General features: G+C 73.1%; 30 protein-coding genes and 1 riboswitch. Of the genes, 10 read left to right on the forward strand and 20 right to left on the reverse strand.

The features are described from left to right. Positions 1 to 62 precede the first annotated feature (62 nt). Complete coding sequence (locus J5X07_RS07075; protein WP_124932537.1) at positions 63 to 893, reverse strand: exodeoxyribonuclease III; 831 nt, start codon at positions 891 to 893, stop codon at positions 63 to 65. A 34-nt stretch (positions 894 to 927) separates the two neighbouring features. On the opposite strand from J5X07_RS07075, the gene J5X07_RS07080 reads away from it, so the two are divergent. Beyond that, on the forward strand, positions 928 to 1,224 hold the full coding sequence (locus J5X07_RS07080) for an acylphosphatase (RefSeq protein WP_208479153.1): 297 nt from the start codon (positions 928 to 930) through the stop codon (positions 1,222 to 1,224). Positions 1,225 to 1,304: 80 nt separating this feature from the next. Here the strand turns inward: J5X07_RS07080 and J5X07_RS07085 are convergent, their stop codons facing one another. The 3 genes from J5X07_RS07085 to J5X07_RS07095 all read right to left on the reverse strand — a co-directional run bounded on the left by J5X07_RS07085 (position 1,305) and on the right by J5X07_RS07095 (position 4,964). Next, entirely contained in the window at positions 1,305 to 2,207 is a 903-nt protein-coding gene (locus tag J5X07_RS07085) for a bifunctional methylenetetrahydrofolate dehydrogenase/methenyltetrahydrofolate cyclohydrolase (protein ID WP_208479154.1), read from the reverse strand. Beyond that, a complete protein-coding gene (gene glyA / locus J5X07_RS07090) occupies positions 2,204 to 3,514 on the reverse strand; it encodes a serine hydroxymethyltransferase (protein ID WP_208479155.1) in 1,311 nt (436 codons plus the stop codon). The genes J5X07_RS07085 and glyA overlap by 4 nt, the downstream gene beginning before the upstream one ends. Positions 3,515 to 3,566: 52 nt before the next feature. Continuing rightward, a riboswitch (ZMP/ZTP riboswitch) is annotated at positions 3,567 to 3,655 on the reverse strand. A gap of 70 nt (positions 3,656 to 3,725) precedes the next feature. Next, positions 3,726 to 4,964, reverse strand: coding sequence for a CobW family GTP-binding protein (locus tag J5X07_RS07095; protein WP_341769429.1), 1,239 nt, complete (start codon positions 4,962 to 4,964; stop codon positions 3,726 to 3,728). A gap of 53 nt (positions 4,965 to 5,017) precedes the next feature. Between J5X07_RS07095 and rpmB the strand changes: the two genes are divergently transcribed. From rpmB to J5X07_RS07135, 8 genes are all read left to right on the forward strand, one after another. Continuing rightward, positions 5,018 to 5,254 (forward strand): 50S ribosomal protein L28, encoded by a 237-nt coding sequence (rpmB, locus tag J5X07_RS07100; protein ID WP_185731933.1) that lies wholly within the window; start codon positions 5,018 to 5,020, stop codon positions 5,252 to 5,254. After that, complete coding sequence (gene rpmG / locus J5X07_RS07105) at positions 5,251 to 5,421, forward strand: 50S ribosomal protein L33 (RefSeq protein ID WP_124932542.1); 171 nt, start codon at positions 5,251 to 5,253, stop codon at positions 5,419 to 5,421. The genes rpmB and rpmG overlap by 4 nt, the downstream gene beginning before the upstream one ends. Next, positions 5,421 to 5,726, forward strand: a complete 306-nt coding sequence (gene rpsN / locus J5X07_RS07110; RefSeq protein WP_124932543.1) for a 30S ribosomal protein S14 — start codon at positions 5,421 to 5,423, stop codon at positions 5,724 to 5,726. The genes rpmG and rpsN overlap by 1 nt, the downstream gene beginning before the upstream one ends. Positions 5,727 to 5,817: 91 nt before the next feature. Continuing rightward, a complete protein-coding gene (locus J5X07_RS07115; RefSeq protein ID WP_124932544.1) occupies positions 5,818 to 6,069 on the forward strand; it encodes a type B 50S ribosomal protein L31 in 252 nt (83 codons plus the stop codon). An 86-nt stretch (positions 6,070 to 6,155) separates the two neighbouring features. Then, on the forward strand, positions 6,156 to 6,278 hold the full coding sequence (ykgO, locus tag J5X07_RS07120; protein ID WP_017194831.1) for a type B 50S ribosomal protein L36: 123 nt from the start codon (positions 6,156 to 6,158) through the stop codon (positions 6,276 to 6,278). A 483-nt stretch (positions 6,279 to 6,761) separates the two neighbouring features. After that, entirely contained in the window at positions 6,762 to 7,763 is a 1,002-nt protein-coding gene (locus J5X07_RS13255) for a hypothetical protein (protein WP_208479157.1), read from the forward strand. A gap of 103 nt (positions 7,764 to 7,866) precedes the next feature. Next, complete coding sequence (gene purU, locus J5X07_RS07130; RefSeq protein ID WP_208479158.1) at positions 7,867 to 8,727, forward strand: formyltetrahydrofolate deformylase; 861 nt, start codon at positions 7,867 to 7,869, stop codon at positions 8,725 to 8,727. A gap of 12 nt (positions 8,728 to 8,739) precedes the next feature. Further along, positions 8,740 to 9,249, forward strand: a complete 510-nt coding sequence (locus J5X07_RS07135) for a beta-class carbonic anhydrase (protein WP_243896572.1) — start codon at positions 8,740 to 8,742, stop codon at positions 9,247 to 9,249. Between the two features lie 21 nt (positions 9,250 to 9,270). Here the strand turns inward: J5X07_RS07135 and J5X07_RS07140 are convergent, their stop codons facing one another. The 3 genes from J5X07_RS07140 to nucS all read right to left on the reverse strand — a co-directional run bounded on the left by J5X07_RS07140 (position 9,271) and on the right by nucS (position 12,786). Then, entirely contained in the window at positions 9,271 to 10,566 is a 1,296-nt protein-coding gene (locus J5X07_RS07140; RefSeq protein ID WP_208479160.1) for an N-acetylglucosamine-6-phosphate deacetylase, read from the reverse strand. Between the two features lie 235 nt (positions 10,567 to 10,801). Next, positions 10,802 to 12,034: a DNA glycosylase AlkZ-like family protein gene (locus J5X07_RS07145; protein WP_208479161.1), complete on the reverse strand. Its 1,233-nt coding sequence runs from the start codon at positions 12,032 to 12,034 to the stop codon at positions 10,802 to 10,804. A gap of 56 nt (positions 12,035 to 12,090) precedes the next feature. After that, positions 12,091 to 12,786 carry an endonuclease NucS gene (nucS, locus tag J5X07_RS07150; RefSeq protein WP_124932549.1) on the reverse strand — a complete coding sequence of 232 codons (696 nt, stop codon included), beginning with the start codon at positions 12,784 to 12,786 and terminating at the stop codon, positions 12,091 to 12,093. A gap of 167 nt (positions 12,787 to 12,953) precedes the next feature. Between nucS and J5X07_RS07155 the strand changes: the two genes are divergently transcribed. Further along, on the forward strand, positions 12,954 to 14,417 hold the full coding sequence (locus J5X07_RS07155; protein ID WP_124932550.1) for a heparan-alpha-glucosaminide N-acetyltransferase domain-containing protein: 1,464 nt from the start codon (positions 12,954 to 12,956) through the stop codon (positions 14,415 to 14,417). A gap of 67 nt (positions 14,418 to 14,484) precedes the next feature. Here J5X07_RS07155 and J5X07_RS07160 read toward each other — a convergent pair whose 3' ends face one another. The 13 genes from J5X07_RS07160 to J5X07_RS07220 all read right to left on the reverse strand — a co-directional run bounded on the left by J5X07_RS07160 (position 14,485) and on the right by J5X07_RS07220 (position 25,371). Beyond that, complete coding sequence (locus J5X07_RS07160; protein ID WP_124932551.1) at positions 14,485 to 14,922, reverse strand: DUF2550 family protein; 438 nt, start codon at positions 14,920 to 14,922, stop codon at positions 14,485 to 14,487. 3 nt (positions 14,923 to 14,925) lie between these two features. Continuing rightward, a complete protein-coding gene (locus tag J5X07_RS07165; RefSeq protein WP_124932552.1) occupies positions 14,926 to 15,216 on the reverse strand; it encodes a FoF1 ATP synthase subunit delta/epsilon in 291 nt (96 codons plus the stop codon). 26 nt (positions 15,217 to 15,242) lie between these two features. Further along, a complete protein-coding gene (atpD, locus tag J5X07_RS07170) occupies positions 15,243 to 16,679 on the reverse strand; it encodes a F0F1 ATP synthase subunit beta (RefSeq protein ID WP_124932553.1) in 1,437 nt (478 codons plus the stop codon). Positions 16,680 to 16,770: 91 nt separating this feature from the next. Next, positions 16,771 to 17,739, reverse strand: a complete 969-nt coding sequence (locus J5X07_RS07175; protein WP_124932554.1) for a F0F1 ATP synthase subunit gamma — start codon at positions 17,737 to 17,739, stop codon at positions 16,771 to 16,773. Between the two features lies 1 nt (position 17,740). Next, positions 17,741 to 19,372 (reverse strand): F0F1 ATP synthase subunit alpha, encoded by a 1,632-nt coding sequence (gene atpA, locus J5X07_RS07180; protein WP_124932555.1) that lies wholly within the window; start codon positions 19,370 to 19,372, stop codon positions 17,741 to 17,743. Positions 19,373 to 19,446: 74 nt separating this feature from the next. Further along, positions 19,447 to 20,259 carry a F0F1 ATP synthase subunit delta gene (locus J5X07_RS07185; protein WP_208479163.1) on the reverse strand — a complete coding sequence of 271 codons (813 nt, stop codon included), beginning with the start codon at positions 20,257 to 20,259 and terminating at the stop codon, positions 19,447 to 19,449. Continuing rightward, positions 20,256 to 20,843, reverse strand: coding sequence for a F0F1 ATP synthase subunit B (locus J5X07_RS07190; protein ID WP_124932889.1), 588 nt, complete (start codon positions 20,841 to 20,843; stop codon positions 20,256 to 20,258). Before J5X07_RS07190 ends, J5X07_RS07185 begins: the two co-directional genes overlap by 4 nt. Next, a complete protein-coding gene (gene atpE / locus J5X07_RS07195) occupies positions 20,843 to 21,052 on the reverse strand; it encodes an ATP synthase F0 subunit C (protein ID WP_124932557.1) in 210 nt (69 codons plus the stop codon). The genes J5X07_RS07190 and atpE overlap by 1 nt, the downstream gene beginning before the upstream one ends. 72 nt (positions 21,053 to 21,124) lie before the next feature. After that, entirely contained in the window at positions 21,125 to 21,982 is an 858-nt protein-coding gene (atpB, locus tag J5X07_RS07200; protein WP_244924892.1) for a F0F1 ATP synthase subunit A, read from the reverse strand. A gap of 244 nt (positions 21,983 to 22,226) precedes the next feature. Further along, complete coding sequence (locus J5X07_RS07205) at positions 22,227 to 22,676, reverse strand: pseudouridine synthase (RefSeq protein ID WP_124932559.1); 450 nt, start codon at positions 22,674 to 22,676, stop codon at positions 22,227 to 22,229. After that, positions 22,673 to 24,004: an MraY family glycosyltransferase gene (locus J5X07_RS07210; protein WP_124932560.1), complete on the reverse strand. Its 1,332-nt coding sequence runs from the start codon at positions 24,002 to 24,004 to the stop codon at positions 22,673 to 22,675. Before J5X07_RS07210 ends, J5X07_RS07205 begins: the two co-directional genes overlap by 4 nt. After that, positions 24,001 to 24,828: an L-threonylcarbamoyladenylate synthase gene (locus J5X07_RS07215; protein WP_124932561.1), complete on the reverse strand. Its 828-nt coding sequence runs from the start codon at positions 24,826 to 24,828 to the stop codon at positions 24,001 to 24,003. Before J5X07_RS07215 ends, J5X07_RS07210 begins: the two co-directional genes overlap by 4 nt. A 57-nt stretch (positions 24,829 to 24,885) precedes the next feature. After that, positions 24,886 to 25,371, reverse strand: coding sequence for a DUF456 domain-containing protein (locus J5X07_RS07220; protein ID WP_244924893.1), 486 nt, complete (start codon positions 25,369 to 25,371; stop codon positions 24,886 to 24,888). Between the last annotated feature and the right edge of the window lie 165 nt (positions 25,372 to 25,536).

Consider the following 25,536-nt stretch of genomic DNA (forward strand, 5'->3'; position numbering starts at 1 on the left):
CCGGACCCCGATGCGCCCCGGCCCCTCCTCCGCTGCGGCGGGCGGGGGCCGGGGCGCTGGGCTCAGGCGCCGTCGTACTCGATGACCAGCGGGGCGTGGTCGGACCAGCGCGAGGCGTAATCCGGGGCGCGGTCGATGCGCAGGCCCGTGGCCCGCGAGGCCAGGGCCGGGGTGGCGACCTGGTAGTCGATGCGCCATCCGGCGTCGTTGTCGAAGGCCTTGCCGCGCTGGGACCACCAGGTGTAGGGCCCCTGGGCGTCTGGGCCCACCAGGGCGCGGGAGACATCCACCCAGCCCGAGGAGAACCAGGACTCCAGGTGGGCGATCTCCTCATCCATGACGCCCGCGATCCTGTTGTGGTTGGGCTTCCAGTTCTTGATGTCGCGCTCGGAGCGCACCACGTTGAGGTCGCCGGCCATGAGCACCTGGGGGCCGCCCTGCTGCGCGGCCTGGAGCAGGGCCGCCATGCGCGCATCGACCAGGTCGAGGTGGGCGTACTTCTGGTCCATCTTCTCGGTGCCCAGCTGCCCGGAGTGCAGGTAGGCGGAGATGACGGTCAGGGCGGAGCCGTCGGCCAGGGCCAGGTCGGCCTCCAGCCAGCGGCCCGAGTCGACGTCGGGCTCCTGGGCCCCGGGGGGTGCCACGCCGTGGCGCAGCTCGCCGATGGCGGCCGGGCCGCCCTCGCGCACGGCGATGCTGACCCCGGCGCGGCCCTTGATGCGGCAGGGCCAGGTGGCGGCCGTGTACCCCTCCAGGAGGCCGGCGGCGATCCGCTCATCGGCGCGCACCTCCTGGAGCAGGAGGATGTCGGGGGCGGAGTCGGTCATCCACTGGCCCATGCCCTTGCGGGCGGCGGCGCGGATGCCGTTGACGTTGACGGTGGCGATTCGCATGACGCCAGCCTACGGGGTGGGCCACCATGGACCCATGGCTGACACCGCGCCCCGCATCCGCACGATCCATGCCCTGATCTCCGGCCGGGTCCAGGGCGTGGGCTTCCGCTTCCACTGCGCTCAGGAGGCCCAGGACCTGGGGCTGGTGGGCGAGGTCCGCAACCTGCCTGACGGGGATGTCGAGGTCCTCGCCCAGGGCCCGGCCGATGATGTGGCCCGCCTGGTGGCCTGGCTCTACCACGGCCCGGACTGGGCCTCGGTCTCGAGCGTGAGGCTGACCGACCGGCAGGCCGGGAGCCTGCGCGCCCGCCGCTTCGAGATCACCTACTAGCCCCCAACCTTTCGACAATTTGCATGAGATCGTACTTCTCCAGGCCCGGAGAACGCCGATCTCATGCAAATTGTCGAAAGTCAGGGGGTGGTGGAGCGCTCGGCGGTCTCGACGACGTTGGCCAGCAGCAGGGCGCGGGTCATGGGCCCCACTCCCCCGGGGTTGGGCGAGAGCCAGGAGGCCACCTCGTCCACCCCATCGGCCACGTCCCCGGCGATCCGCCCCTTGCCGGTGGTGGGGTCGACGACGCGCGAGACTCCCACGTCCAGCACGACGGCGCCGGGGGCCACCATCTCGGGCCGAATGATGCCGGGGCTGCCCGCCGCCGAGATGACGACGTCGGCGCGGCGCACGTGGTCGGCGAGGTCCTGCGTGCCCGTGTGGCAGATGTCGACGGTGGCGTTGACCTCCTTGCGCCCCAGCAGCAGGCCGATGGAGCGGCCCACGGTCACCCCGCGGCCCACCACGCACACGTCCTTGCCCCGCAGGTCGATGCCGTGACGGGTGAGCAGCTCGATGCAGCCGCGCGGGGTGCAGGGCAGCGGGGAGGTGATCGGCCCCGAGCCGCGCAGGACCAGCCGCCCCAGGTTGGTGGGGTGCAGGCCATCGGCGTCCTTGTCGGGGTCGATGCGCTCCAGGACGGCGTTGGCATCGATCCCCGCCGGCAGGGGGAGCTGGACGATGTAGCCGGTGCAGGCCGGATCCGCGTTGAGGCGGTCGATGGCGGCCTCCACCTCCTCCTGGGCGGCGGTGGCCGGCAGGTCCTCGCGCAGGGAGGTGATGCCGACCTCGGCGCAGTCGGCGTGCTTGCCCGCCACGTAGCGCACCGATCCCGGGTCCTGGCCCACCAGGACGGTGCCCAGGCCCGGCACGATGCCGCGCTCGCGCAGGACGGCCACGCGCTGGGCCAGCTCGGCCTTGATGGCGGCGGCGGCCGCCGTGCCGTCCAGCACGCGGGCGGCACCGCCCCAGGGGGCCCTCACTGGTCCAGCCCCGGGTAGAGGGGGAAGGCCCGGGTCAGCGCGTCCACGCGCCCGCGCAGGCCGGCCAGCAGCTCCTCGTCGGCGGTGCCCGCGGCCCCGTGGATGAGGGCGGTGGCGATGATGTCGGCGACCTCGGTGAACTCGGCGGCGCCGAAGCCCCGGGTGGCCAGGGCGGGGGTGCCGATGCGCAGGCCGGAGGTCACGCGCGGGGGGCGCGGGTCGAAGGGGACGGCGTTGCGGTTGACCGTGATGCCCGCGGTGTGCAGGAGGTCCTCGGCCTGCTGGCCGTCCAGGGCGGAGTCGACCAGGTCCACCAGGACCAGGTGGACATCCGTGCCGCCGGTGACGAGCTTGACGCCGGCGGCGCGCACGTCGTCGGCCAGGAGGCGCTCGGCGATGATCCTGGCGCCCTCGATGGTGCGGGCCTGGCGCTCGGCGAACTCCTGGGTGCCGGCGATCCTCATGGCCACGGCCTTGGCGGCGATGACATGCATGAGGGGGCCGCCCTGCTGCCCGGGGAAGACCGCGGAGTCGAGCTTCTTGCCCCACTGCTCGGCGCGGTTGGACAGCAGCATGCCCGAGCGCGGGCCGCCGAGGGTCTTGTGGACGGTGGTGGACACCACGTCGGCGTGGGGCACGGGGCTGGGGTGCAGGCCCGCGGCGACGAGCCCGGCGAAGTGGGCCATGTCCACCCACAAGGCGGCGCCGACCTCGTCGGCGATGGAGCGGAAGGCCGCGAAGTCCATGTGGCGGGGGTAGGCCGACCAGCCGGCGATGATGACGGTGGGGCGCTCGCGCAGGGCGGCCTGGCGCACCTGCTCCATCTCCACGCGGTGGGTGGTCTCATCCACGCCGTAGGCGGTGGCCCGGTAGTTCTTGCCCGAGAAGTTGATCCTCATGCCGTGGGTGAGGTGGCCGCCGTGGGCCAGGGACAGGCCCAGGATGGTGTCGCCGGGGTTGGCCAGGGCGTGCAGGACGGCGGCATTGGCCTGGGCGCCGGAGTGCGGCTGGACATTGGCCCACTGGGCGTCGAAGACCTCCTTGGCGCGCTCGATGGCCAGGGACTCGGCGACGTCGACGACCTCGCAGCCCCCGTAGTAGCGGCGCCCGGGGTAGCCCTCGGCGTACTTGTTGGTCAAGACCGAGCCCTGGCACTCCAGCACCGCCCGCGGCACGAAGTTCTCCGAGGCGATCATCTCCAGGGTTCCGCGCTGGCGCTCCAGCTCGCCGGTGAGGACCGCGGCGATCTGGGGGTCGAGCTCGGCCAGCGGCTGGTTGAGGGACGGGGTCGTGGCATCGGCAGTCATGTTCTTCCTCCGTGGTGGGGCGCACGGCATGGCGGGTGCGCGAGAAGAGGCGACCCGCGGCCCAGGCGAGCGACCCCGGAGTCTGGTGATTCGTGCCGCTCCCCGGTGGTGATCCACCCCGCGCCAGTCGCGACGCGCCTACCCTACCGCGCCGCGCGGTGGCGCGCCGGGCGGTATCGCCCGGCACCGCCCGGCGCGGGCGGGGATCGGCTCAGCCCTCGCCCCCGAACCAGTCGCCCAGCCCGTCGTCGACGCCGATCCAGGCCAGGGCGTGGGACATCTCCTCGCTGCGCAGCAGCACCCTGTCGAAGGCCTGCCGCACCTGCTCGCGCACCCGGGGGTCCCCCACCCCGGTGACCACCAGGTGGCAGCGCGGCTCCCCGGGGGCGGCCCCGCCCCGATCCGCGTCCGGCCCGCCCGAGGCGGGCCCAGCACCGGAGGAGGCGGCGCCGTCGACGAGGCCGACGCCGTCCAGGGCCCCCGCCCGCCCCTCACCCGCCCATGGCAGATCGGGGGCCTCGGCCCAGCTCCCGGCGTCCCCCACGCTGAGGGCGCCCCCGGCGACCTCCCAGGCGCAGACGCGGCCGGGCCTGCTGGGCAGCCAGAAGCAGCCGCGGGCGCACAGGCCGTGCCCGGCCAGGTCTGCGACGAGCTCGCGCAGCCGCCCGGGGTGGAAGGGCAGGGTGGCGAACAGGTCGAGGGTCCACACCCCGTGCCCGTCGGGCCCGCCCCAGGCCTGGGTGGTGGCGGGGTGGACGCGGCCGACGGCGGCCCCGGCGTCGTGGTTGATGGCGAGCAGGCAGTCCAGGAGCGGGGCGTCCAGGCCGGGCAGCAGGAGGCTGCTGTGGGGCCGCAGGTGCTCGATGAGATCGGCTCCGGCCCCCGCCTCGTCCTGCCCCAGGGACAGGATGAGGTCGGCGTAGCCGAGGTTGACCATGTGGACCTCCCCGGTGCAGCGGGCGTCCTCGGGGTGGGCCTCCAGGCCCCGCTCGGACAGCGGGTGGTGCTCGAGGAGCTCGTCCTGGGCGGTGTGGGCCTCCAGGGCGTGGGCGACGCCGGCCAGTCGCAGGTCGAGGCCCTCGGCCCGCCCGGCCTCCTCCAGCTCCCGGGCCAGGCGGGGCACGAGGTGGACGAGCTCGATGGCCGGCGGCAGGAGGATGACTGTGGTGCCGCCGGGGTCCTGGATGGCGCGGTCCTGCGCCACGGCCACGAGCACCTCGCGCAGCGAGCAGGTGTGGCAGTGGGTGGGCATGGGCAGGTCCAGCGACACCGGCTCCTGGTCCAGGCCGCCGGTGCTCACCAGGCGGACGGTGCCCTCGGGGCCCTCCTGGGGCAGCAGGCGGGCGCGGATGACGACGGCGTCCTCGCCGCTGAGGGCCAGGTCGATGAGGCTCAGCAGGGCGGGGTCGACGGCGCTGATGAGGGCCAGGGAGTGGGTGGTGTCGGGCACGGCATCCTCCATCCAGTTGACGAGAGTGACAATCGTTCTCAATAATGCACGGCATGACCACCTACTGCCAAGTCACAGGGGCCGCGCCGGTCTTCGGCAAGTCCGTGTCCCACTCCCACCGACGCACCTCGCGCCGCTGGAGCCCCAACCTCCAGCACAAGCGCTACTGGGTGCCCTCCCTGGGGCGCACCGTGCGCCTGACGGTCTCGGCCAAGGGGATCCGCACCATCGACAAGCGGGGCATCGACGCCGTCGTCGCCGAGATGCTGGCAAGGGGGGAGAGGCTGTGAGCAAGACCGCCAAGGACCTGCGCCCCATCATCAAGCTGGTCTCCACCGCGGGCACCGGCTTCACCTACGTCACCCGCAAGAACCGCCGCAACACCCCCGACCGCCTGGTGGTGCGCAAGTACGACCCCGTCGTGCGCCGGCACGTGGAGTTCAAGGAGTCGCGCTGATGGCCAAGAAGTCCAAGATCGCCGCGCAGGCCCGCCGCAGCCGGGTGGTGGCCCGCTACGCCGAGCGCCGCGCCGAGCTCAAGCGCGCCAGCGTGAGCCCCCACCTGAGCCGGGCCGAGCGCGAGGAGGCCATGGCCGCCCTGCACGCCCTGCCCCGCGACGCCTCCCCCACGCGCCTGCGCCGGCGCGACGCCGTGGACGGCCGCCCCCGCGGCCACCTGCGCGTCACCGGCACCTCCCGGGTGCGCTTCCGCGAGATGGCGCTGCGCGGCGAGCTTCCCGGGATCAGGAAGTCATCGTGGTGACGGCGCCGGGCAGTCACGCCGGCACCCCGCCACCGCCGTCCCGCAGCGCCCCGATCCGCCACGCCAGCCCCCAGCACCCAGGAGCCCGCCCATGAGACCCGGCATCCACCCCGACTACGGCCCCGTCGTCTTCCGCGACAAGGCGGCGGACTTCGCCTTCCTCACCCGATCGACCCTGACCTCCGCCGAGACCATCGAGTGGGAGGACGGCCGGACCTACCCGGTCATCGACGTCGAGGTCTCCAGCGCCTCCCACCCCTTCTGGACCGGGCAGGGGCGGATCCTGGACACCGCCGGGCGGGTGGAGAAGTTCGAGCGCCGCTACGGCAGGCGACAGCGCTGAGCACCCCTGCGGACCGGGCGCAGCCCGGGACACCGCCACTCCCGGGCAGGGCCCGGACCACCACCCCGAGCAGGAAGGAACCCAGGATGAAAGTCCGCGCCTCCATCCGCTCCCTGGCCAAGCAGCCCGGGAGCAAGGTCGTGCGCCGCCGCGGCCACACCTACGTCATCAACAAGAAGAACCCGCGGTTCAAGGCCCGTCAGGGCTGAGGCCCGGCGCACCACTGGCATCACGCACCACCTGAGGGGTGTGCCCCGCATATCACTGCGGGGCACACCCCTCAGCGCATGAGTCGCACCCGAGGGCGCCTGCACAAGCCCTGAATAGGATCCGGGCATGAGGAATAGAGCAGCCGATAGTAATATGCGCGTCAGCCCGATACATCCATCCCGCCGCCTCGACGACGAGGGCGATGAGGGCATCCCGTCAAGGATTGATGAGCCTCAGAATTGCCTCAAGATATCCTCAATACAGCCTGACAGGACGCCCTGCTGGCCATTGCCCGAATCGATCCTTTTCAGGCAGGCACAAGGGCGCGCGCACGAGGATGGCGCATTCGCCCGAGGCCGGGCCCCGGGGTTGCTTATCCGTATTGTTCATGTATGGTTTCATCCACCATCATTCATAGGCGCCTCTCATTCCACTGCAGTTCCACTCCACGCACTCGACAATCAGCCGAAGGAGCACCACATATGCGCGCACGCAGCCTCGTGGCCGCCATCGCGACAGCCATGCTGGCCCTTGGAGCCGCCCCAGCAGCCTCGGCGGAGGAGCCCTCGCCCTCCCCGTTCAGCATCAGCGCCCCCACCGCCCAGGTCGGCACCCACGTCACCCTCTCCCACGCCAACGCCTGCTCCCAGGCCTCCGCCAATGAGACGGCGACGATCACCGTCCTGCGCGACGGTCAGACGGTGACCACCGAGCAGACCCCTGGCAGCAGCATGTGGATGAGCACGATCAAGGTCCCCGACGCCCCCGGCACCTACACCTACACGATCAGCTGCCAGTCCGCAGGCGGAACGACTGCCTACGCCCCTCAGACCATCCAGGTCCTGCCCGCCCCGCCGGAGGGCCTGACCGCATCCATCGGCGAGATCACCCGCAATGGCTGCACCGTCTCCATCCCGGTGACGACCACCGGCGCCTACACCTTCGAGATGGAGACCTGGGACGACCAGCGGCGCCTGCAGGACACCGTCTGGCAGACCAAGGGCGATGGCACCACCGTCCTGCACTGGACGATCACCGGGCGCGCCGATCCGACGTTCCCGGAGGACATCTACTTCAACATCCGTGTCAACGGCAGCGAGAACATCAACAAGGCCGAGCAGCGGGCCAATGCCACCTTCTCCTACCCCGATGAGGTCGCCGATGCCTGCTCCGCCCAGGTCCCGGTCAATGCCTCGGTCCGCTCCGACTCCCCCACCCCGGCCCCCGGCCAGAGGATCACGGTGGAGGGCACGGGACTGGTCGCCATGGAGCCGACGGATATCACCCTGGAGGACGGCACCCGCATCGGCGGCAGCGCCGAGGACGCCCCGCCCGTGCACTCCACCGCCACCGACGGCGCCTTCTCCTATGAGGTGACCCTGCCGGCCACGCTGGCGCCGGGGGACCATGTGCTGACGGTCAAGGGCCGCTCCTCCCAGCGATCGGCGCAGATCCCGATCACGGTGCGGGCCGCGCAGCCCTGATCGCCCGGCCCCCGCCCACCGCCCCGGGATCAGCGGCGCCCGGCCCTTGCGCGGCGCGCGGCACGGCACCATGCCGCGCTGCGCGCCGCGCTAGGCTCTCCCCATGGCACAGCCCGATTCCCCCACTCACCTCGTCCTGTCCCTGTCCTGCCCGGACCGGCCCGGCATCGTCCACGCGGTCACCGGCGCCCTGGCCCGCCGCGGCGGCAATATCACCGAGTCCAAGCAGTTCGGGGACGCCGATACCGGGCTGTTCTTCATGCGCGTCCAGGTGCTCACCACCGTCCCGCGCCAGGAGATGGAGAAGGACCTGGCCGAGCTCGCCCGCGACTACTCCATGGAGTGGAGCCTCGATGAGGTCGGGCGCCCCATGCGCACGCTCATCCTGGTCTCCAAGGAGGGCCACTGCCTGACCGACCTGCTGTTCCGGGCCCGCAGCCAGGGGCTGCCCATCGACGTGGCGGGCGTGGTGGGCAACCACGAGGACCTCAGGCCCGTGGCCGACTTCTACGACGTCCCCTTCCATCACATCCCGGTCACCCCGGACACCAAGGAGGCCGCGGAGCAGGAGTTGCTCTCCCTGGTGGAGTCCCTGGGCGTGGAGCTTGTGGTCCTGGCCCGCTACATGCAGATCCTCTCCCCGTCCCTGTGCGAGCGCCTGCGCGGAGGGGTCATCAACATCCACCACTCCTTCCTGCCCTCCTTCAAGGGGGCGCGCCCCTACGCCCAGGCCCACGAGCGCGGCGTCAAGCTCATCGGCGCCACCGCCCACTACGTGACCGCCGATCTCGACGAGGGCCCCATCATCGAGCAGGACGTCACCCGCGCCGCCCATGAGGACTCCGTGACCGTCCTGCGCTCCAAGGGCCAGGATGTCGAGCGCCGGGTCCTGGCCCAGGCGGTGCACTGGCACACCGAGCACCGCGTGCTGCTCAACGGCCACCGCACCGTCGTCTTCGCCTGAGGAGGCCCCACCATGGCCGATCCCCACGGGCCGACGATGGAGCAGGCGCTCAGGGCGGCCCACCGGCATGCTGAGGGCTTCCGGCCCGCCCGGGGACGCCGTGCCCGACTGGCCGTCGTGGCCTGCATGGACCGGCGGCTGGACCCCATGTCGCTGCTGGGCCTGCGGCCCGGGGACGCCTACATCATCCGCAACGCCGGGGGCCTGCTGACCCAGGATGTGCGCCGATCCCTGGCCATCGCCCAGCACCTGCTGGGCGTGGAGGAGATCCTGGTGGTGCGCCACACCGACTGCGGCATGACCGGCCTGGTCGACGAGGATCTCCTCACGGCCCTGACCGAGGCGACGGGACGGCGGCCGCAGTGGAGGCCGGGCGGCTTCACCGACGTCGAGCAGGACCTGGGCCGGGCGCTGGCCGGGCTGGCGGCCGACCCGCATGTGCCCTGCGGCGCCACCGCCCGCGGCATCATCTACGACGTCGCCACCGGCAGGATCACGGAGGTCCACCCCGCGGGCGCCTGAGGGCCCGCTCCCGGCAGGGCCCTAGACCACCGCCTCGCCGCAGCGCAGGACCTCCACGGGCCGCAGCTCGGCGTCGGTGACGATGAGGTCGGCCCGCATCCCGGGCGCCAGCGCGCCGATACTGCGGTCCCCCAGGATCCGCGCGCCCTGGGCGCTGGCGGCGTACACGGCATCCACCAGGTCCACTCCCCCCTGCCAGGTGGTGCGCACGACGTCGATGAGGTGGGCGGTGCCGCCCGCGATGGACTCGCCCTGGGCGAGCCGGGCCACCCCCTGGCTCACCCGCACCGCGGCCGGCCCCAGGACGTACTCGCCGTCGGGCATGCCGGCGGCGGCCATGGCATCGGTGATGAGCACGAGGCTCTCGCGCCCCAGCGTCTCGAACATGTCCAGGACGATGGCGGGGTGCAGGTGCACGCCGTCGCCGATCATCTCCAGGATGCACTCCCCGCGCTGGGAGGCGGCCAGGAACTCGGGCACCGGGCCCGGCTTGCGGTGGTGCATGGGACGCATGCCGTTGAACAGGTGCGTGGCGGTGGAGCGCCCGGAGCGCACCGGCAGGCCCGCCTCGATCCGGGCGGCGATGCGCGCGGCGGCATCGGCCAGGGCGGCGCGCACCGGGGAGGCCTCGGAGTCGGTGTGCCCGAAGGAGGGCAGGGCCCCGCCCTCGATGAGGGCGGCGTTGATCCCCTCGGCCCCGGTGATGCCGGGCTTCTCCGGGGCGATGGTCATGGTGACCACGTGCCCGCGCCCCAGCTCCAGCAGCTCGCGGGTCAGCGGGGTGTCGGGGTCGATGATGTAGGTGGGGTCCTGGGCGCCGCAGCGCTCCACCGAGACGAAGGGCCCCTCGAAGTGGATGCCCGCCAGCTCGCCCTCGTCGCACAGGCCGGCCAGCAGGCGGGTGCGCTCCTTGAGGACCTCGGGGGCGGCGGTGACGCAGGAGGCCACCAGGGAGGTGGTGCCGTGCCGGCGGTGCTCCATGACGCAGACCATGGCCTCCTCCCGGGTGGTGGCATTGGGGAAGGACTGCCCGCCTCCCCCGTGGCAGTGGACATCGACCAGTCCGGGCAGGAGGTACCCCGCCTCGGGAGCGCACCGGGCGCGCTCCACGATGGCGCCGTGGCCGGCCGGGCCGGCCTGAGCCGCCTCCCCCACCCAGGCGATGGCGCCCTGGTCGATGATGACGGCGCCGTCCTCGATGATCCGCTCGGGGGTGACGACCTGCCCCCGCAGCGCCCGGGCGGGTGCGGGCTCATGGGGGCCGCGCCCGCTGGCGGCTGCGCCCTGGGAGGCGCGACTGGTGGCTTCCTCGCTCATGGGGCCGAGTCTGGCACCAGCGCAGACATCAGACAACTCCCCTCCCCGCTGCACATCTTCAACCCGGGCGCTGACGCGATCCTGCGGAAAAGTCGGGGTCTGCACCGGCGGAGCGGCCCGAAGATGTGCAAGGCCATCCCCGCTGCACATCTTCAGCCCGAGCCTCGACGCAGTCATGCGGGAAAGTCGGGGCCGAGGCCCGGATCGGCCGCTGAAGATGTGCAACGGCGGGGGATCAGCGGGCCAGGCGCTGCTCGATGCGGGATACAGCCCGGGCCGCCTCCCGCTCCAGGCGCGCCGGGCGCTCCCGCTCCAGCCAGATCAGCCCCTGGGAGGGCCGCACGGCCACCAGCCGCCCCCGGTCCACCACCAGCGGGCGGAGCATCCCATTGGCCGAGGGGCAGATGAGGCGCTCACCGGCCTCGTCGGTCAGGCAGGAGCGGTCCTTGTACCCCACATGCAGCTCGTCGAAGGAGCCCAGGACATGCGTGGCCCGGGCTGCCCGGGCGGTGGCGTCCTCGGCGAGCAGGTCGAGCAGGTCGGCCCGCATGTAGAGCGCCTCGGGTCCCGGCCCTGCGGCCGCCCCCGCGCACCCCACCGGCTCCAGGCGCCCGCGCGACCCGCCGACGGCGCGCACCCGTGCCAGGGGCACCTGGGCGCGCGAGGCGTCCACGCGGTAGTCGGCGGCGCCGGTGGCCTCCACGGCGGCCTCCAGCGCCTGGGCCGCCTGCCGCTTGGGCAGGGTGGTCCAGCGGGCCAGGTCGTCGGCACTGATCGGCCCGTGGCTGGTGGCGTAGCGGCGGGCGATCTCGGCCAGCGCGGCGAGGTGCCCCGGCTGCCCCGCGGCCACACCCGCCCCCGCAGGGCCGCAGTCCGCATCGGGCAGCGGCGAGGCATCGACGACGAGGTGCTCATTGCCCCGCCGCGGACCCTGGACCAGCACGCCCTCGCACTGGAGGCGCACCAGCAGGTGGCGCCGGCGGTAGGAGGAGACATCGGCGCCCTGGAAGGCCTCCATGAGCCCGGCCTCCTGCCAGGCGGCCAGCAGCACGGCGCGAGGCACCGGCCCCTGGGTGGCGATGAGGTCGAGCGCCACCTCGGCGGCCCGCGCGCACAGGGCCTCATCGACCCCGTAGGCGCTCTCGGAGCGGCGGATCCAGGCGTCCATGCGGTGCATGAGAGCGGCGCGCAGCCAGTGGTGGTCCTCGGCGGTGGTGATGTGGACGGTGCCGCGCATCGGCCAGGACCGCACCAGGCGCCCCCGGGCGAAGGCCTGCTCGACCTGGCTGCCCAGGGCCGGGGAGCGCACGAGGAGGGCGTGGGGCACGGCGGAGACCTGCTGGCCCTGGATGGCCAGCTGGCGGCGCACGGCCTCGACGGCATCGGGGGCGCCGGTGGCGGGCACGAGCCCCTGGGCGATGATCCGGGCCAGGCTCGCCTGGCGGGGAAGGACGGGGGCCACTGGCATGACGTGATCCTGACGTGATCCTGGAGGGTCCTCAGCGGTGATCGGGCGGGCCCGGCTCAGAACAGGCGGGACTCGACGTCGTCCATGCCGCGCATGGCGTCGTAGTCCAGTAGGACGCAGCGGATGCCGCGGTCCTGGGCCAGCACCCGTGCCTGGGGCTTGATGGACTGGGCGGCGAAGACCCCCTGGACGGGGGCCAGCAGGGGGTCGCGCCGCATGAGCTCGAGGTAGCGGGTGAGCTGCTCGACGCCGTCGATGCCGCCCACGCGCTTGATCTCCACCGCCACGCTGCCCCCTTGGGCGTCCTTGGCCAGGATGTCCACCGGGCCGATGGCGGTGGGGTGCTCGCGGCGCACGAGCCGGTAGCCGGGGCCCAGGATCTCGATCTGCTCGGCCAGGAGCTCCTGGAGGTGGGCCTCGACGCCGTCCTTGGTCAGCCCCGGGTCCGCGCCCAGCTCCTGGGAGATGTCGGAGTGGATCTCGAAGAGCCGGATGACCAGGCGGTCCTCGGTCTTGGCCGAGCGCACCTCCCACACCTGGGCGACGCCCTCATCGCGCTCCTGCTCATCGGGCTCGGTGACGCTCAGGCGCGCGGGCGCGGTCATCCAGTTCAGGGGCTTGTAGGAGCCGCCGTCGGAGTGGACCAGGACCGAGCCATCGGCCTTGAGCATGAGGAGCCGGTTGGCCCGGGGCAGATGGGCGTCCAGGCGGCCGGAGTAGTCCACGGAGCAGGAGGCGATGACGAGGCGCACGCCGACACCCTAGCGGCTCGGGGCGCGCCCCGGGGCACTCCCGGGAGGAGGACCCGGGCGCGCCCCACCCGCGGGCGCCCCGGAGCGCGGGGTGGCACCAGGCCTCGTTCAGGCGGCATTCAGAGTCTGAGTAGACAAACCGGAGGTCACGCGGCGAGCATTCCGCCATGTCGCCCGATAGGACCGTCCTCGGGACGGGGGCCGCAGTTCCCTCCCCATCCCCATCCACCACTCCCACCGCCGGGGCCTCCTCCGATGGCCCGGGTCCCGACTCGCCGGGCCCTAGCGGCCCCAGCTGCGCACCGCGGATCGGCGCCCCGCGAGCGCCCTCCCCCTCGTCGTCGCGCTCGTCCTGGGCCCTGCCCCGGGCCACCGGCCCCTACCTCACGGGCACCGCCGGCCCGGCCCGCCTCACGGGGATCGACGCCGCCCGGGGCCTGGCCCTGCTGGGCATGGTGGTGGCGCATATCGGCGTCACCTCCTGCGGGCTGACCACCCCCGAGGGCCTGCTGTCCCTGGCGCACGGGCGCTCCTCGGTCCTGTTCGCGGTCATCGCGGGCTTCTCCCTGGGCATCATGACCGGCCGCACCACGCCCCACGGCGGGGCGCGCCTGGTGAGCGACCGCCTGCGCATCCTCGTGCGCTGCGCCCTCCTGCTGGTCCTGGGCGCCATGTGCACGCTGCTCAACACCTCGGTGGCCATCATCCTGGGCTTCTACGCCGCCTGGCTGGCCCTGGCCCTGCCCTTCGTGCGCCTGCGCGCCCCCGTCCTGCTGGCCCTGGCCGCGGCCACCGCCCTCATCGGGCCGGTGCTCATCATCTCCCTGCCCCCGGCCCTGGCGGGGCTGGGCCTGTCCAGCAGCGCCGACGACGGCAACTCCGCGGTCCTGTCCTTCTTCATCCACGGGACCTACCCCGGCCTGCTGTGGATGGCCTACATCTTCCTGGGCCTGGGGCTCTCACGCCTGGACTGGGCCCGCAGCGCCCACCTGTGGCGCCTGGCGGGAGCCGGGGCGCTGTGCGCGATCCTGGGCTACGGCGGGGCGATCGCAGCCGGCCACGCCCTGGGCGTGCCCGAGCCGGACAGGCTCGTGGTGGTCACGCCCGCGGACCCCCTGCAGTGCGCGCCGCAGACCGATCCCTCGGGCCCGCCGAGCGGCAGCGTCCCCGCCTACCCCGGATCCCCTGCACCGCTGCCGCCCCTCGAGCCCGACCCGGCTCTGCCCCCGTCCGGTGATCAGGGGGCGGCCGGGCCGGAGTACGGACCCCTGAGCAGCTCGCACTGGTCCGCCCTCATCACCGCCAAGCCGCATGCCAGCACGACCTTCGAGGCGGTGGGCTCCTCGGGCGCGGCCATGCTCGTCATCGCCCTGGCCCAGCTCATCGCCACCCGCTCACGCCTGGTCCTGGCGCCGCTGGCCGCGGTGGGATCAATGTCCCTGACCGCCTACTGCGCCCACCTGGTCATCATCCACGCCGCCGCCCTGGCCCCGGGCAGCGGGAACGAGGCGGCCCTCTGGGTGTGCCTGGCCCTGGTCCTGGCGGCCGCGACCTGGTTCAAGGCCTTCGCCCGCGGGCCCCTGGAGCACGTGGTCCACGTGATCTCCCTGCGCGCCACGCAGGCCGACTGACGGCGTCTGCCGGGTGAGCGGCTGGGCGCAGCGGGCGCCCGGGCTCGTATCGAACCGGGCGCTTGCCTCAGAACAGCCGCGGCTGCTGGGGGGAGGCGGACTCCACCCAGGCCACGAGCGCGGAGTGGGACTCCTCCATCATGGCCAGCTCGAAGGTGTGCGGCACCCGGGAGGAGTCCATCGGATCCTGCGGGACCTGGGCGCATTCGAGGTCGATGACGCGGCTGTCGGCCCGGCGGCGCCTGGCCGAGCGCAGCTCCAGCTCCAGGCGGCACCAGGAGCGGGTGGGGCGCAGGGACAGGGAGATGAGCCGGTACCAGTCCAGGGAGTCGTGCCGGAAGGCGGCCACGCCGCTGAACCAGCGCGAGCCGCCCGAGCTGCGCCAGGCGCACTCGAAGGAGCCCACCTGCCCGGCCAGGAAGCGCAGGCGGATGAGGAAGGCGGCGATGAGCAGCACGATGGCGCCGATGGCGGTGACCACGATGGCCCATGCGTGCATCCCCATCACTCAGCCCTCGGCTCCCTGATGGGCTCCTCCGGGTGCCTCCCGGCGGGCCTCGTCGGCCGCGATGGTGATGACGTCCTGGTCGACCGAGCAGAAGCCGCCCTTGACCCCGATGGTGACCATCCGGCCGTCAAGGGCCTCCACATGCAGCCGCCCATCGCCCACGAGGGCCAGGAGGGACTGGCGGCCGGGCAGGATGCCCATCTCGCCGTCGATGAGCGGCACGCGGACCTGTGAGGCCTGCCCGTCCCACACATGACCGGCCGGTGAGACCACCTCGATGCGCAGAGCCACGTTTCCTCCTCCCCGTCCCCGGATCCTCAGGCCTCCAGCTCGGCGGCGCGGCGCTCGAGGTCCTCGATGCCGCCGATGTTGAAGAACGCCTGCTCAGGAAGGTGATCGTACTCCCCATCGCAGATGCGGCGGAAGGCCTCGATGGTCTCGCTCAGGGGCACCGTGGAGCCGGGCACGCCGGTGAACTTCTCGGCCATGTAGGTGTTCTGGGACAGGAACTGCTCGATGCGCCGGGCGCGGGCGACCGTGACCTTGTCCTCCTCGCTGAGCTCGTCCACGCCCAGGATGGCGATGATGTCCTGGAGCTCCTTGTTCTTCTGGAGGATGGACTTCACCCGGGTGGCCACCCCGTAGTGCTCGGCGCCCACGTAGCCCGGGGCCAGGAGGCGGGAGGTGGAGGCCAGCGGGTCCACCGCCGGGTAGATGCCGCGCGAGGCGATCTCACGGGAGAGCTCGGTGGTGGCGTCCAGGTGGGCGAAGGTCGTGGCCGGGGCCGGGTCGGTGTAGTCGTCGGCGGGCACGTAGATGGCCTGCAGGGAGGTGATGGAGTGGCCGCCCGCGGAGGTGATGCGCTCCTGGAGCTGGCCCATCTCGTCGGCCAGGTTGGGCTGATAGCCCACCGCGGAGGGCATGCGGCCCAGCAGGGTGGAGACCTCGGAGCCGGCCTGGGTGAAGCGGAAGATGTTGTCGATGAACAGCAGCACGTCCTGGTTCTGGACGTCGCGGAAGTACTCGGCCATGGTCAGGGCGGACAGGGCCACGCGCAGGCGCGTGCCCGGGGGCTCGTCCATCTGGCCGAAGACCAGGGCGGTCTTGTCGAACACGCCGGCCTCCTCCATCTCCACGATGAGGTCGTTGCCCTCACGGGTGCGCTCCCCCACGCCGGCGAAGACCGAGACGCCTCCGTGGTTCTGGGCCACGCGCTGGATCATCTCCTGGATGAGGACGGTCTTGCCCACGCCGGCGCCGCCGAACAGGCCGATCTTGCCGCCCTGGACGTAGGGGGTGAGCAGGTCGATGACCTTGATACCGGTCTCGAACATCTGCTCCTTGGACTCCAGCTGGTCGAAGGCCGGGGGCTGGCGGTGGATGGGCCAGCGCTCGGTGATCTCCAGCTGCTCGTCGGGGCCGAGGTTGAGGACCTCGCCGGTGACGTTGAAGACATGGCCGCGGGTGACGTCGCCCACCGGCACGGTGATGGGGGCGCCGGTGTCGCGGACCTCGGCCCCGCGCACGAGCCCGTCGGTGGGCTTCAGGGAGATGGCGCGCACGATGTTGTCGCCCAGGTGCTGGGCGACCTCGAGGGTGATCTCGTGGGGCTCCTCGCCGGCGCCGGTGTCCTGGACGGTCACGTGCAGCGCGTTGTACATCGCGGGGATGGCCTCGGGGGGGAACTCGACGTCGACGACGGCGCCGATGATGCGGGTGATGCGTCCCGTGCCCGGGGTGGTGGTGTCAGCCATGTTCGTCTCTTCCGTGTTCCGTGTCTGTGGCAGTCTTCGAGGGCTCCAGGTCCCGCGCGGGTCCTGCGGGCGCCTGATGGGCATCGACGCCCTAGCCCGAGCCCAGGGCATCGGCCCCCGAGACGATCTCGGTGATCTCCTGGGTGATGTCGCCCTGGCGCGCGGCATTGGCCAGGCGCGTGTAGGTGATGATGAGGTCCTCGGCGTTCTCGGTGGCCGTGTGCATGGCCTGCTGGCGACTGGCCAGCTCCGAGGCCGCCGATTGCAGGAGGGCGTTGCGGATGCGGGTGGCCACGTAGCGCTGCAGCAGGGCCCCCATGACCTCCTCGGCACTGGGCTCGAACTCGTAGAGGGCCGGGGCCCCCTGGCGGGCACCCGGCTCCGGGGCCCCCGCGGCTCCGGGCCCGCCGGCCTCGGGCCTCCCCTCGTCCCCGGCGGTCGGGGCCTCCTCCTCGCCGACGACGATGAGCGGCAGCATGCGGCGCACCTCGGGGACCTGGGAGACCATGGAGACGTAGCGGGTGAAGACGATGTAGACCTCGCCGACCCCCTCCTGGGCGGGCGCGAGGAAGTCGGCGAGCAGGGCGGAGGAGACCTCGGCCATGGTGGCCTCGGTGGGGCGGTCGGACTCCCCGGTCCAGGCCCGCTCGATGGCCCTGCCGCGGAAGGCGAAGTAGGACTGGGCCCGGCGCCCGAAGGTGTAGATGCGCGGCTCCTTGCCCTCCTCGACGAGCTGGGCGAGGAGCCTCTCGGACTCGCGCAGGATGGCCGCCGAGTAGGCCCCGGCCATGCCCCGGTCCGAGGTGCACACGAGGATGGCGACCCGGGGGTTGTCCGACTCCTGGGAGATCTGGGTCAGCAGGGGGTGGTCCAGGTGGGCGTGGGCGCCCGCGGCGGCCACGGCCTGGCCCAGGGCGCGGTCGTAGGGGGAGGCCTCCTGGGCGTGGCGGCGCGCGGCGCCGATCCGGGAGGAGGCGATGAGCTCCATGGCCCGGAACACCTTCTGGAGGGTCTGGGTGGATCGGATGCGCTGCTTGTAGACGCGCTGGTTACCCGCCACGTCAGCCCCTCTTGAGGACGATCTTCTCGTGGGTGTGCTCGGCACCGGCCGGTTCCTCGGGGCCGGCCGCCTGGGCCTCCAGGATGTGCCCGCCGGCCAGGTAGGTGCGGCGGAAGTCCTCCACGGCCCCGCGCAGGGCCTCCTCGGTGTCCGCGGACAGCTCCCCGGACTCGGCGATGGCCTGGAGCAGCGCGGTGTTGCGGCGCAGGTGGTCCAGCAGCGAGGCCTCGAAGGGCAGGACCTCGGAGACCTCCAGGTCATCGAGGTAGCCCTTGGTGCCGGCCCACACCGAGACCACCTGCTCGGCCACGGGGTAGGGGGTGTGCTGGGGCTGCTTGAGCAGCTCCATGAGGCGCTCGCCGCGGGTGAGCTGGGCGCGGGTGGCGGCGTCCAGGTCGGAGGCGAACATGGCGAAGGCCTGCATGGAGCGGTACTGCGCCAGGGTGATCTTGAGGGTCCCGGCGACCTTCTTCATGGCCTTGATCTGGGCGGCGCCGCCCACGCGGGACACGGAGATGCCCACGTCGACGGCGGGGCGCTGGTCGGCGTTGAACAGGTCGGACTGCAAGAAGATCTGCCCGTCGGTGATGGAGATGACGTTGGTGGGGATGTAGGCCGAGACGTCATTGGCCTTGGTCTCGATGATGGGCAGCCCGGTCATGGAGCCCCCGCCCAGCTCGTCGGAGAGCTTGGCGCAGCGCTCCAGGAGGCGGGAGTGGAGGTAGAAGACATCACCGGGGTAGGCCTCGCGGCCCGGCGGGCGGCGCAGCAGCAGGGAGACGGCGCGGTAGGCCTCGGCCTGCTTGGACAGGTCGTCGAAGACGATGAGGACGTGCTTGCCCTGGTACATCCAGTGCTGGCCGATGGCGCTCCCCGTGTAGGGCGAGAGGTACTTGAAGCCGGCCGGGTCGGAGGCGGGCGACGCCACGATGGTGGTGTACTCCAGGGCCCCGCGCTCCTCCAGGGTGGCGCGCACCGCGGCGATGGTCGAGCCCTTCTGCCCGGTGGCCACGTAGATGCAGCGCACCTGCTGGGCCGGGTCCCCGCTGTCCCAGGCGGCCTTCTGGTTGAGGATGGTGTCCAGGGCGATGGCGGTCTTGCCGGTCTGGCGGTCCCCGATGATGAGCTGGCGCTGGCCCCGGCCGATGGGGATCATGGAGTCGATGGCCTTGAGCCCGGTCTGGAGGGGCTCGTGGACCGATTTGCGGGCCATGACGCCGGGGGCCTGGAGCTCCAGGGCGCGCCGGGAGTCCGAGGCGATGTCCCCCAGGCCGTCGATGGGGCGGCCCAGGGGGTCGACCACGCGCCCCAGGTAGGCGTCGCCCACCGGCACGGACAGGACCTCGCCGGTGCGGCGCACGACTTGGCCCTCGTCGATGCCGTCGAAGCTGCCCAGGATGACCACGCCGATCCTGCGCTCCTCCAGGTTCATGGCCAGCCCGGCGGTGCCGTCCTCGAAGGTGAGCAGCTCGTTGGCCATGACGCCGGGCAGGCCCTCGACGTGGGCGATGCCATCGGCGGCGAAGACGACGTGCCCGACCTCGTGGGCGGCGACCTCGGCGGGCTTGTAGGACGCGGCGAACTCGCTGAGGGCCGAGCGGATCTCCTCGGGCCTGATCGTCAGCTCTGCCATCTGTCGTCTCCTCGTGTGTCCTTGCGTGAGCGGGTGTGTGGTCTGGGGCCGCGGTGCGGCTCTGCGGGGCCGGGCTATCCGGCCATCCGGGCGCGCAGCTGTGCGATGGCGCTGCGCACGGTGCTGTCCATGACGTGGCTCTTGACGGTGATGCGCATCCCGCCGATGACGGCGGGATCCACCACGGTGTTGAGCTCGACCTGGCTTCCCAGGCGGCGGGTGAGGATGGCGCGCAGGCGCTCCTCCTGGGGCCTGGTCATGGGCTGGGCCGTGACGACGTCGGCGATGGTGCGGTGCTGGATGGCGGCGGCGCGCTCGATGACGCGGCGCAGGTTGCGGCGCGGCCCGCCCTCGGTGCGGTGGCGCACGCACCAGCGCAGCAGGCTCATGGCCGGCGCCGAGATGTGCTCGGCGAAGACCTGCTCGGCCAGGCGCACGCGCGCCTCGGTGGTGCGCCGGGAGGGCTCCAGGGCCTGGCGCAGCTCGCGGTCGTGGTCGAGGTGATCCAGGACGCCGAAGAGCTCCTGCTCGATACTGCCCATGGTCCCGTCGGCGCGGGCCCCCTCCAGGATGGCCTCGATGCCCAGGTCGTGGAGCGCGGAGATGATGTCCACGGGGGCGGACCAGCGGCCCCGGGCCATGGCGCTGACCAGCTCGACGACGCGGTCATCCACCCTGCCCGTCAGCAGGGCGGCGGCCAGATCGGCCTTGTCCTGGGCCTGGCGGCCCGGGTCGGTCAGGGGCCCCCGCAGCGGGGCCTTGGCCAGCTGGTGGGCCACGGCCAGGATCTGGCCGCCCAGGGCCTGGCCCTCGACCCCGGCTGCCGTGAGCACGGGGGCCCACGCGGCCCTCACGTGGGCACGGGTGGCGGCGGTCCCCCTGCTCACCTCAGCTCCTCCACCGAGGCCCCGTTGTCAACGCCGGGGACGGCCGGGGCCTGCTCGAGCTCGTCGAGGAAGCGGTCGATGACCCGGGCGGACAGCTCGGTGTCGCGCAGCTGCTCGCCCACGATCCGCTCGGCCAGGGAGGAGGCGAGCATGCCGACATCGGTGCGCAGGGAGATCTGGGCCGCCTGCTTCTCGGCCAGGATCTGGCGCCGGGCCGACTCCTGGATGGCGGCGGCCTCCTCCTGGGCGGCGCTGCGGGCCTGGGCGATGATCTCCTTGGCCTGGGCCTGGGCGTCCTGGCGGATCCCTGCCGCCTCCAGGCGGGCCTCCTCCACGAGCCGGGCGGCCCGCTTCTCGGCGTCGGCCTGGTCCTCCTCGGCGCGGGCGGTCAGGTCCAGGCCCCGCTGGATGCGCTCGGCGCGCTCATCGAGGGCCCGGTAGATCCTGGGCAGCCCGAAGCGCCCCACCACCAGCAGGATGAGCAGCAGGACGACGGCGGCCCAGAAGACCTCGTAGAGCGGCGGCAGGATGAAGGCGGTCCCCCCGCCCCCCTCCTCGGCCGCGGCGACGATGACGGGGAGCATCACTTGACGACGAGCGGCAGGACGAAGCCGATGAGGCCCAGGGCCTCGACCATGCCCGCGCCGATGATCATGTTGGTGAACAGGCGGCCGGCGACCTCCGGCTGGCGGGCGGTGGCCTCCTGGGTCTTGCCCACGAGCAGGCCGATGCCGATGCCCGGGCCGAGGGTGGCCAGGCCGTATCCGACGTAGGCGAGTGCGACAGACGTCATGTGCGGTTCCTTCTTTCTGGCGCCGGGCGGCGCGGGTTGGGTCGGTGGGTCCGGTGGCTGGGGTCGGCGCCGTCAGTGGCTCTCGATGGAGAGCTTGATGTAGACGGCGCTGAGGATGGTGAAGATGTAGGCCTGGAGGACGGCCACGAAGATCTCGAACAGGGTCATGACGATCATGGCCGCGCCGGTGAGGGCGGACAGGACCGAGGCGGCCTGCAGGTGCATGAGCAGGGTGGTGGTGCCCAGGTAGGTCATGGCCAGCAGCAGGTGCCCCGCCACCATATTGCACAGCAGACGCAGGGTGAGGGTGGCCGGCCGCACGATGAAGGTGGAGAGCAGCTCGATCGGGGTGATGAGCAGGTACATGGCCTTGGGCAGGCCGGGCGGGAAGAGCTGGGAGGACAGGAAGCGCCCCAGGCCCTGGGCGCGGATGCCCGCCCCGATGAAGACCACGTAGGTGGTCAGGGCGAAGACCAGGGGGACGGCCACCACGGAGGAGGCGGCGATGTTGAGACCGGGCAGGACCCCGGCCAGGTTCATGGCCAGCACCCCCAGGAACAGGGTGGTCAGGAGGGGGGCGAAGCGCCGGCCCTGCGGGCCCCCGAGCATGGAGACGGCGATGTTGTCGCGCAGGAACTCGGCCAGGAGCTCCACCAGCGCCTGGCCGCGGCCGGGCACCCGCTTGATGCCCAGTGCCACGGCCGCCACGAGCAGGCACAGCGCCGCCCCCATGACCAGGCGCACCACGACGATCCGGTTGATCTCCAGGACGGTGCCCCGGCCCGCGAAGGAGGCGGGGAAGAAGTCGGCCACGCCCGGGGCGTGGGGGTGCTGGGTGAAGGCGGGCACGGCGGTGGCGGCGATGACCGCGCCCAGCAGGACGAGCAGGGCCCAGTACCAGCGCGGCGTGGCGTAGCCGCGGGGCGTCACGGCGTCGTCGGCGACGGTGTGCGTGGACAGGATGTCCTCCTGAGGTCGGAGCCTGGAACTGGCGGCCCGGTACCGGCGCCCGGGGCACTGGCCCCAGGCTACCCACCGGCTCCCCGCGCGGGGGGCTCGAATGGCCGCAGTAGGCCGCGATCCTATCACTGCCAGTGGGGCCGCCATGAGCCGGTGGGGGGCGGTGCGTCATGGTCCGGTGCCCGCCCGGCGCGCCGGCCCCGGGCGCGGGCCGTCAGGCGGGGGTATCGGGGGCCCTCGGCTCCACGGCGGGGATCCGGGCGCGCGCGAGGATGATGGTCTCGGCGAGCATGCCCGCGATGATGGCGGAGATGAGTGAGATCCCCATCACCGCGACGTCGAGGCCCGCGGCGCGCCCACCCAGCAGCGCCACCAGGAGGATCCCGATGCGCAGCAGGTACCCCCCGGCCACCCAGGCGGCCAGGGCGGCGAATCCCGAGCGGGCCATCCGTCCCAGGACGGCCCAGATGGAGGACAGCAGCGCCGTCGTGGCCACGGCGCCCACCAGGAGCGTGGCCAGGGGGCGCTGGGCGCCGACCGCCAGGATCCACAGGGCCTGGGCCAGGACGAGGATCCCCGTCACCAGCAGCAGGACGCGCCGGAGGCGGGAGGCGGCCCCCAGGAGGGCCCGGCCGGAGGCGGTGGAGGGCGCGTCCCGGCTCATCGGCGCTCCCCTGGGAGCGGGCCCGGGGCGGCCGGTGCCGGATGCGGCGCGGCAGCGGGCCGCCGCTCGCCCCGGTCGGCCGGCTGGCCGCTCGCCCCGGCGGCGGGGGCCCGGGCGACGATCGGGATGGCGCCGGTGCCCGGGGGCGCCTCGCCCTGGGCCGGGTGGGTGATGCGGCCGGTGCCGGAGACCAGGTGGGAGGAGACCACGCGGGCGTGCCGCGCTCCCGTGCGCCGGGTCATGGCCGCGCGCACCCCGGGCATGAGGTCGACGGTGATGACCACGGCGATGATGACGGCGGCGCAGGCCCCCAGCACCACCCAGTGCATGGGGAAGAAGGCCATGGCGGCCACGGTGAAGGAGCCCACGGCGGTCCAGACGTACATCACCAGCACGGCCCGCCGGTGGGAGTGCCCAGCGGCCAGCAGGCGGTGGTGCATGTGGGTGCGGTCGGCGTGGAAGGGGCTGTTCCCGGCCAGGATGCGGCTGACGATGAGGCGGACCATGTCGGTCACGGGCAGCAGCAGGATCGCCAGCGGCAGCAGGATGGGCAGGAAGGCGGGCACGGCCCGCGATCCCTCCAGGCTGCCCGGGTCGATCTGCCCGGTGACGATGATGGTGGAGGCGGCTGAGACCAGGCCCAGCTGCATGGAGCCGGAGTCGCCCATGAAGATCGTGGCCGGGTTGAAGTTGTGGGGCAGGAAGCCCACGCACACCCCGATGAGGGCGGCCACGACGGTGGCGGCCAGGGAGGTGTAGGACTCCGGGGAGGTGGTGCGGGTCAGGACGTAGGCGAACAGGAAGAAGGCCGCGGCCCCGATGCCCACCACGCCGGCCGCCAGGCCGTCCAGGCCATCGACCCAGTTGACCGCGTTGATGGCCACGAGCACCACGATGACGGTGGAGACCAGGGACAGGCGGGCCGAGCCGATGGTCAGGCCCCCGATGGGGAAGGTGAAGAGCTGGACCCCCTGCCAGGCCATGACCCCCGCGGCCAGGGCCTGCCCGGCCAGCTTGGTCATCCAGTCCAGCTCCCACAGGTCGTCCACGACCCCCAGCAGGCAGACCAGCCCGGCGCCCAGGACCACCGCCCAGGCGCTGGAGTCGATGACATGCGCCAGGTAGGGGATCCTGCTGGCCACGGCCACGGCGCTGGCCAGTCCCAGGAACATGGCGACGCCGCCGAGGCGGGGGGTGGGGGTGGCGTGGACATCGCGGGCGCGCACCGGGGTCAGGGCGTTGGAGACCAGGGCCACGTGCCGCACGATGGGCACGGCGATGTAGGTCACGGCGGCGGCCACCGCCAGGATGAGCAGGTAGACCTTCACTCGATCGTCTCCTCCGCCTGGGAGGGCGCCGGCGCCTCGACGGCGCCGGGGGGAGGTGCGGCGCCGGGGGCGGTCGGGGCGCCGGGGGGCGCGGCGGCGATCTCCCGGACCAGGCGCGCGTCGAGGACGCCCTCGCGCAGGACGACCGGGTCCTGGGCGTGGGGGCCGGAGAGGTCGACGATGGTCGAGGGCAGGGGGCCGGGGGTCGGGCCGCCGTCGAGCAGGAGGATGTCGCGGTTCTGGGAGGTGTGCGCGCCGCAGGCCTCGGCCGCCCGGGATCCGCGGGGATCGGGCGGGCCGGCCATGAGGACGCGCCCGGAGAAGGCCGCCCTGGCCTCGGCGGCGCTGGTGGCCGGTGGCGCTCCCGTGCGGTTGGCGCTGGTGACGGCCAGGGGCCCGGCGGCCCGCAGGAGCTGGAGGGTCAGGGGGTGGTCGGGCATGCGCACCGCGATGGTGCCGCCGGTCTCCCCCAGGTCCCAGGCCAGATCGGGGGCGGCGTCCAGGACGAGGGTGAGCGGGCCGGGCCAGAAGGTGGTGATGAGGGTGCGGGCGGCCTCGGGCAGCTCATCGACCACGGCCTCCAGGTCCGCCGGGCCCGCGACCAGGACGGGCGGGGGCATGGCGCGCCCCCTCCCCTTGGCCGCCAGGAGCCGGGCGACGGCGTGGGCCGAGCGCGCGGCGGAGCCGATGCCGTACACGGTGTCGGTGGGCAGGATGACCAGCCCGTCCTGGGCCAGGTGCTCCACGGCGTGGAGGAGGCGCGGATCGGGGGACGGGCTCAGGGTGGGCCGGATGGGCTCGGAGGGCGGGCTCACAGCCAGCATCCTCGCACGGATCGAGCCGGGGGCGGGAGCCCGGTGGGGGCGGGGAGGCGGGCGAGCCTACCCGGCCAGGAGGCCCACGCCCCAGGCCACGGCGGCGATGAGGCAGCCGGCCAGCTCCAGGACGATGGCCAGGCCCTGGGCCTTGATGGCCGCCCAGGCGGCGGCCCGGGCGGGGGCCTCCTGGCCCCGGCGCAGCCACTCCCACAGGTACACGCCCAGGGTGAAGCCCACCGGCAGGCCCACCACCGGGATGAGGAAGAACCCCGCGATCCCGGCCAGGCCGCCCACGATGAGGGAGATGCCCGGGACCCCGGCACTGCTCAGGCGCCGGCCCACCAGGACGTACTTGCCCGCACCGGTGAGGATGATGGCTGCGGCGCTGATGGCCAGCACCGTCCAGGCGGCGGCCCCGCCGGTGAGGATCGCCCACAGCGCCACAGCCCCCAGGACCACCAGCGGGCCGGGGTAGATCTGCGTCAGCGCGCCGACCAGGCCGATGAGGATGGCCAGGGCGGTGAGGATATCGATGAGCAGCGGGTCCACGGTTGCCTCCCTGGTCGTCGGGGCGCGGGCCGCCGGTGCGTCCGCGTCGTCGCCGCCGCTCCCGGCAGGACCGCGGCACTTCCGCGCCGAAGACTACCCGTCCGCGGCGGGGCCCCCGCCCCCCGGGCCAGCGGCCCGGGGCCCCGGGGCCCAGGGACCCCCAGA

This window comes from Actinomyces bowdenii (assembly GCF_017592395.1).
Lineage (GTDB): Bacteria > Actinomycetota > Actinomycetes > Actinomycetales > Actinomycetaceae > Actinomyces > Actinomyces bowdenii.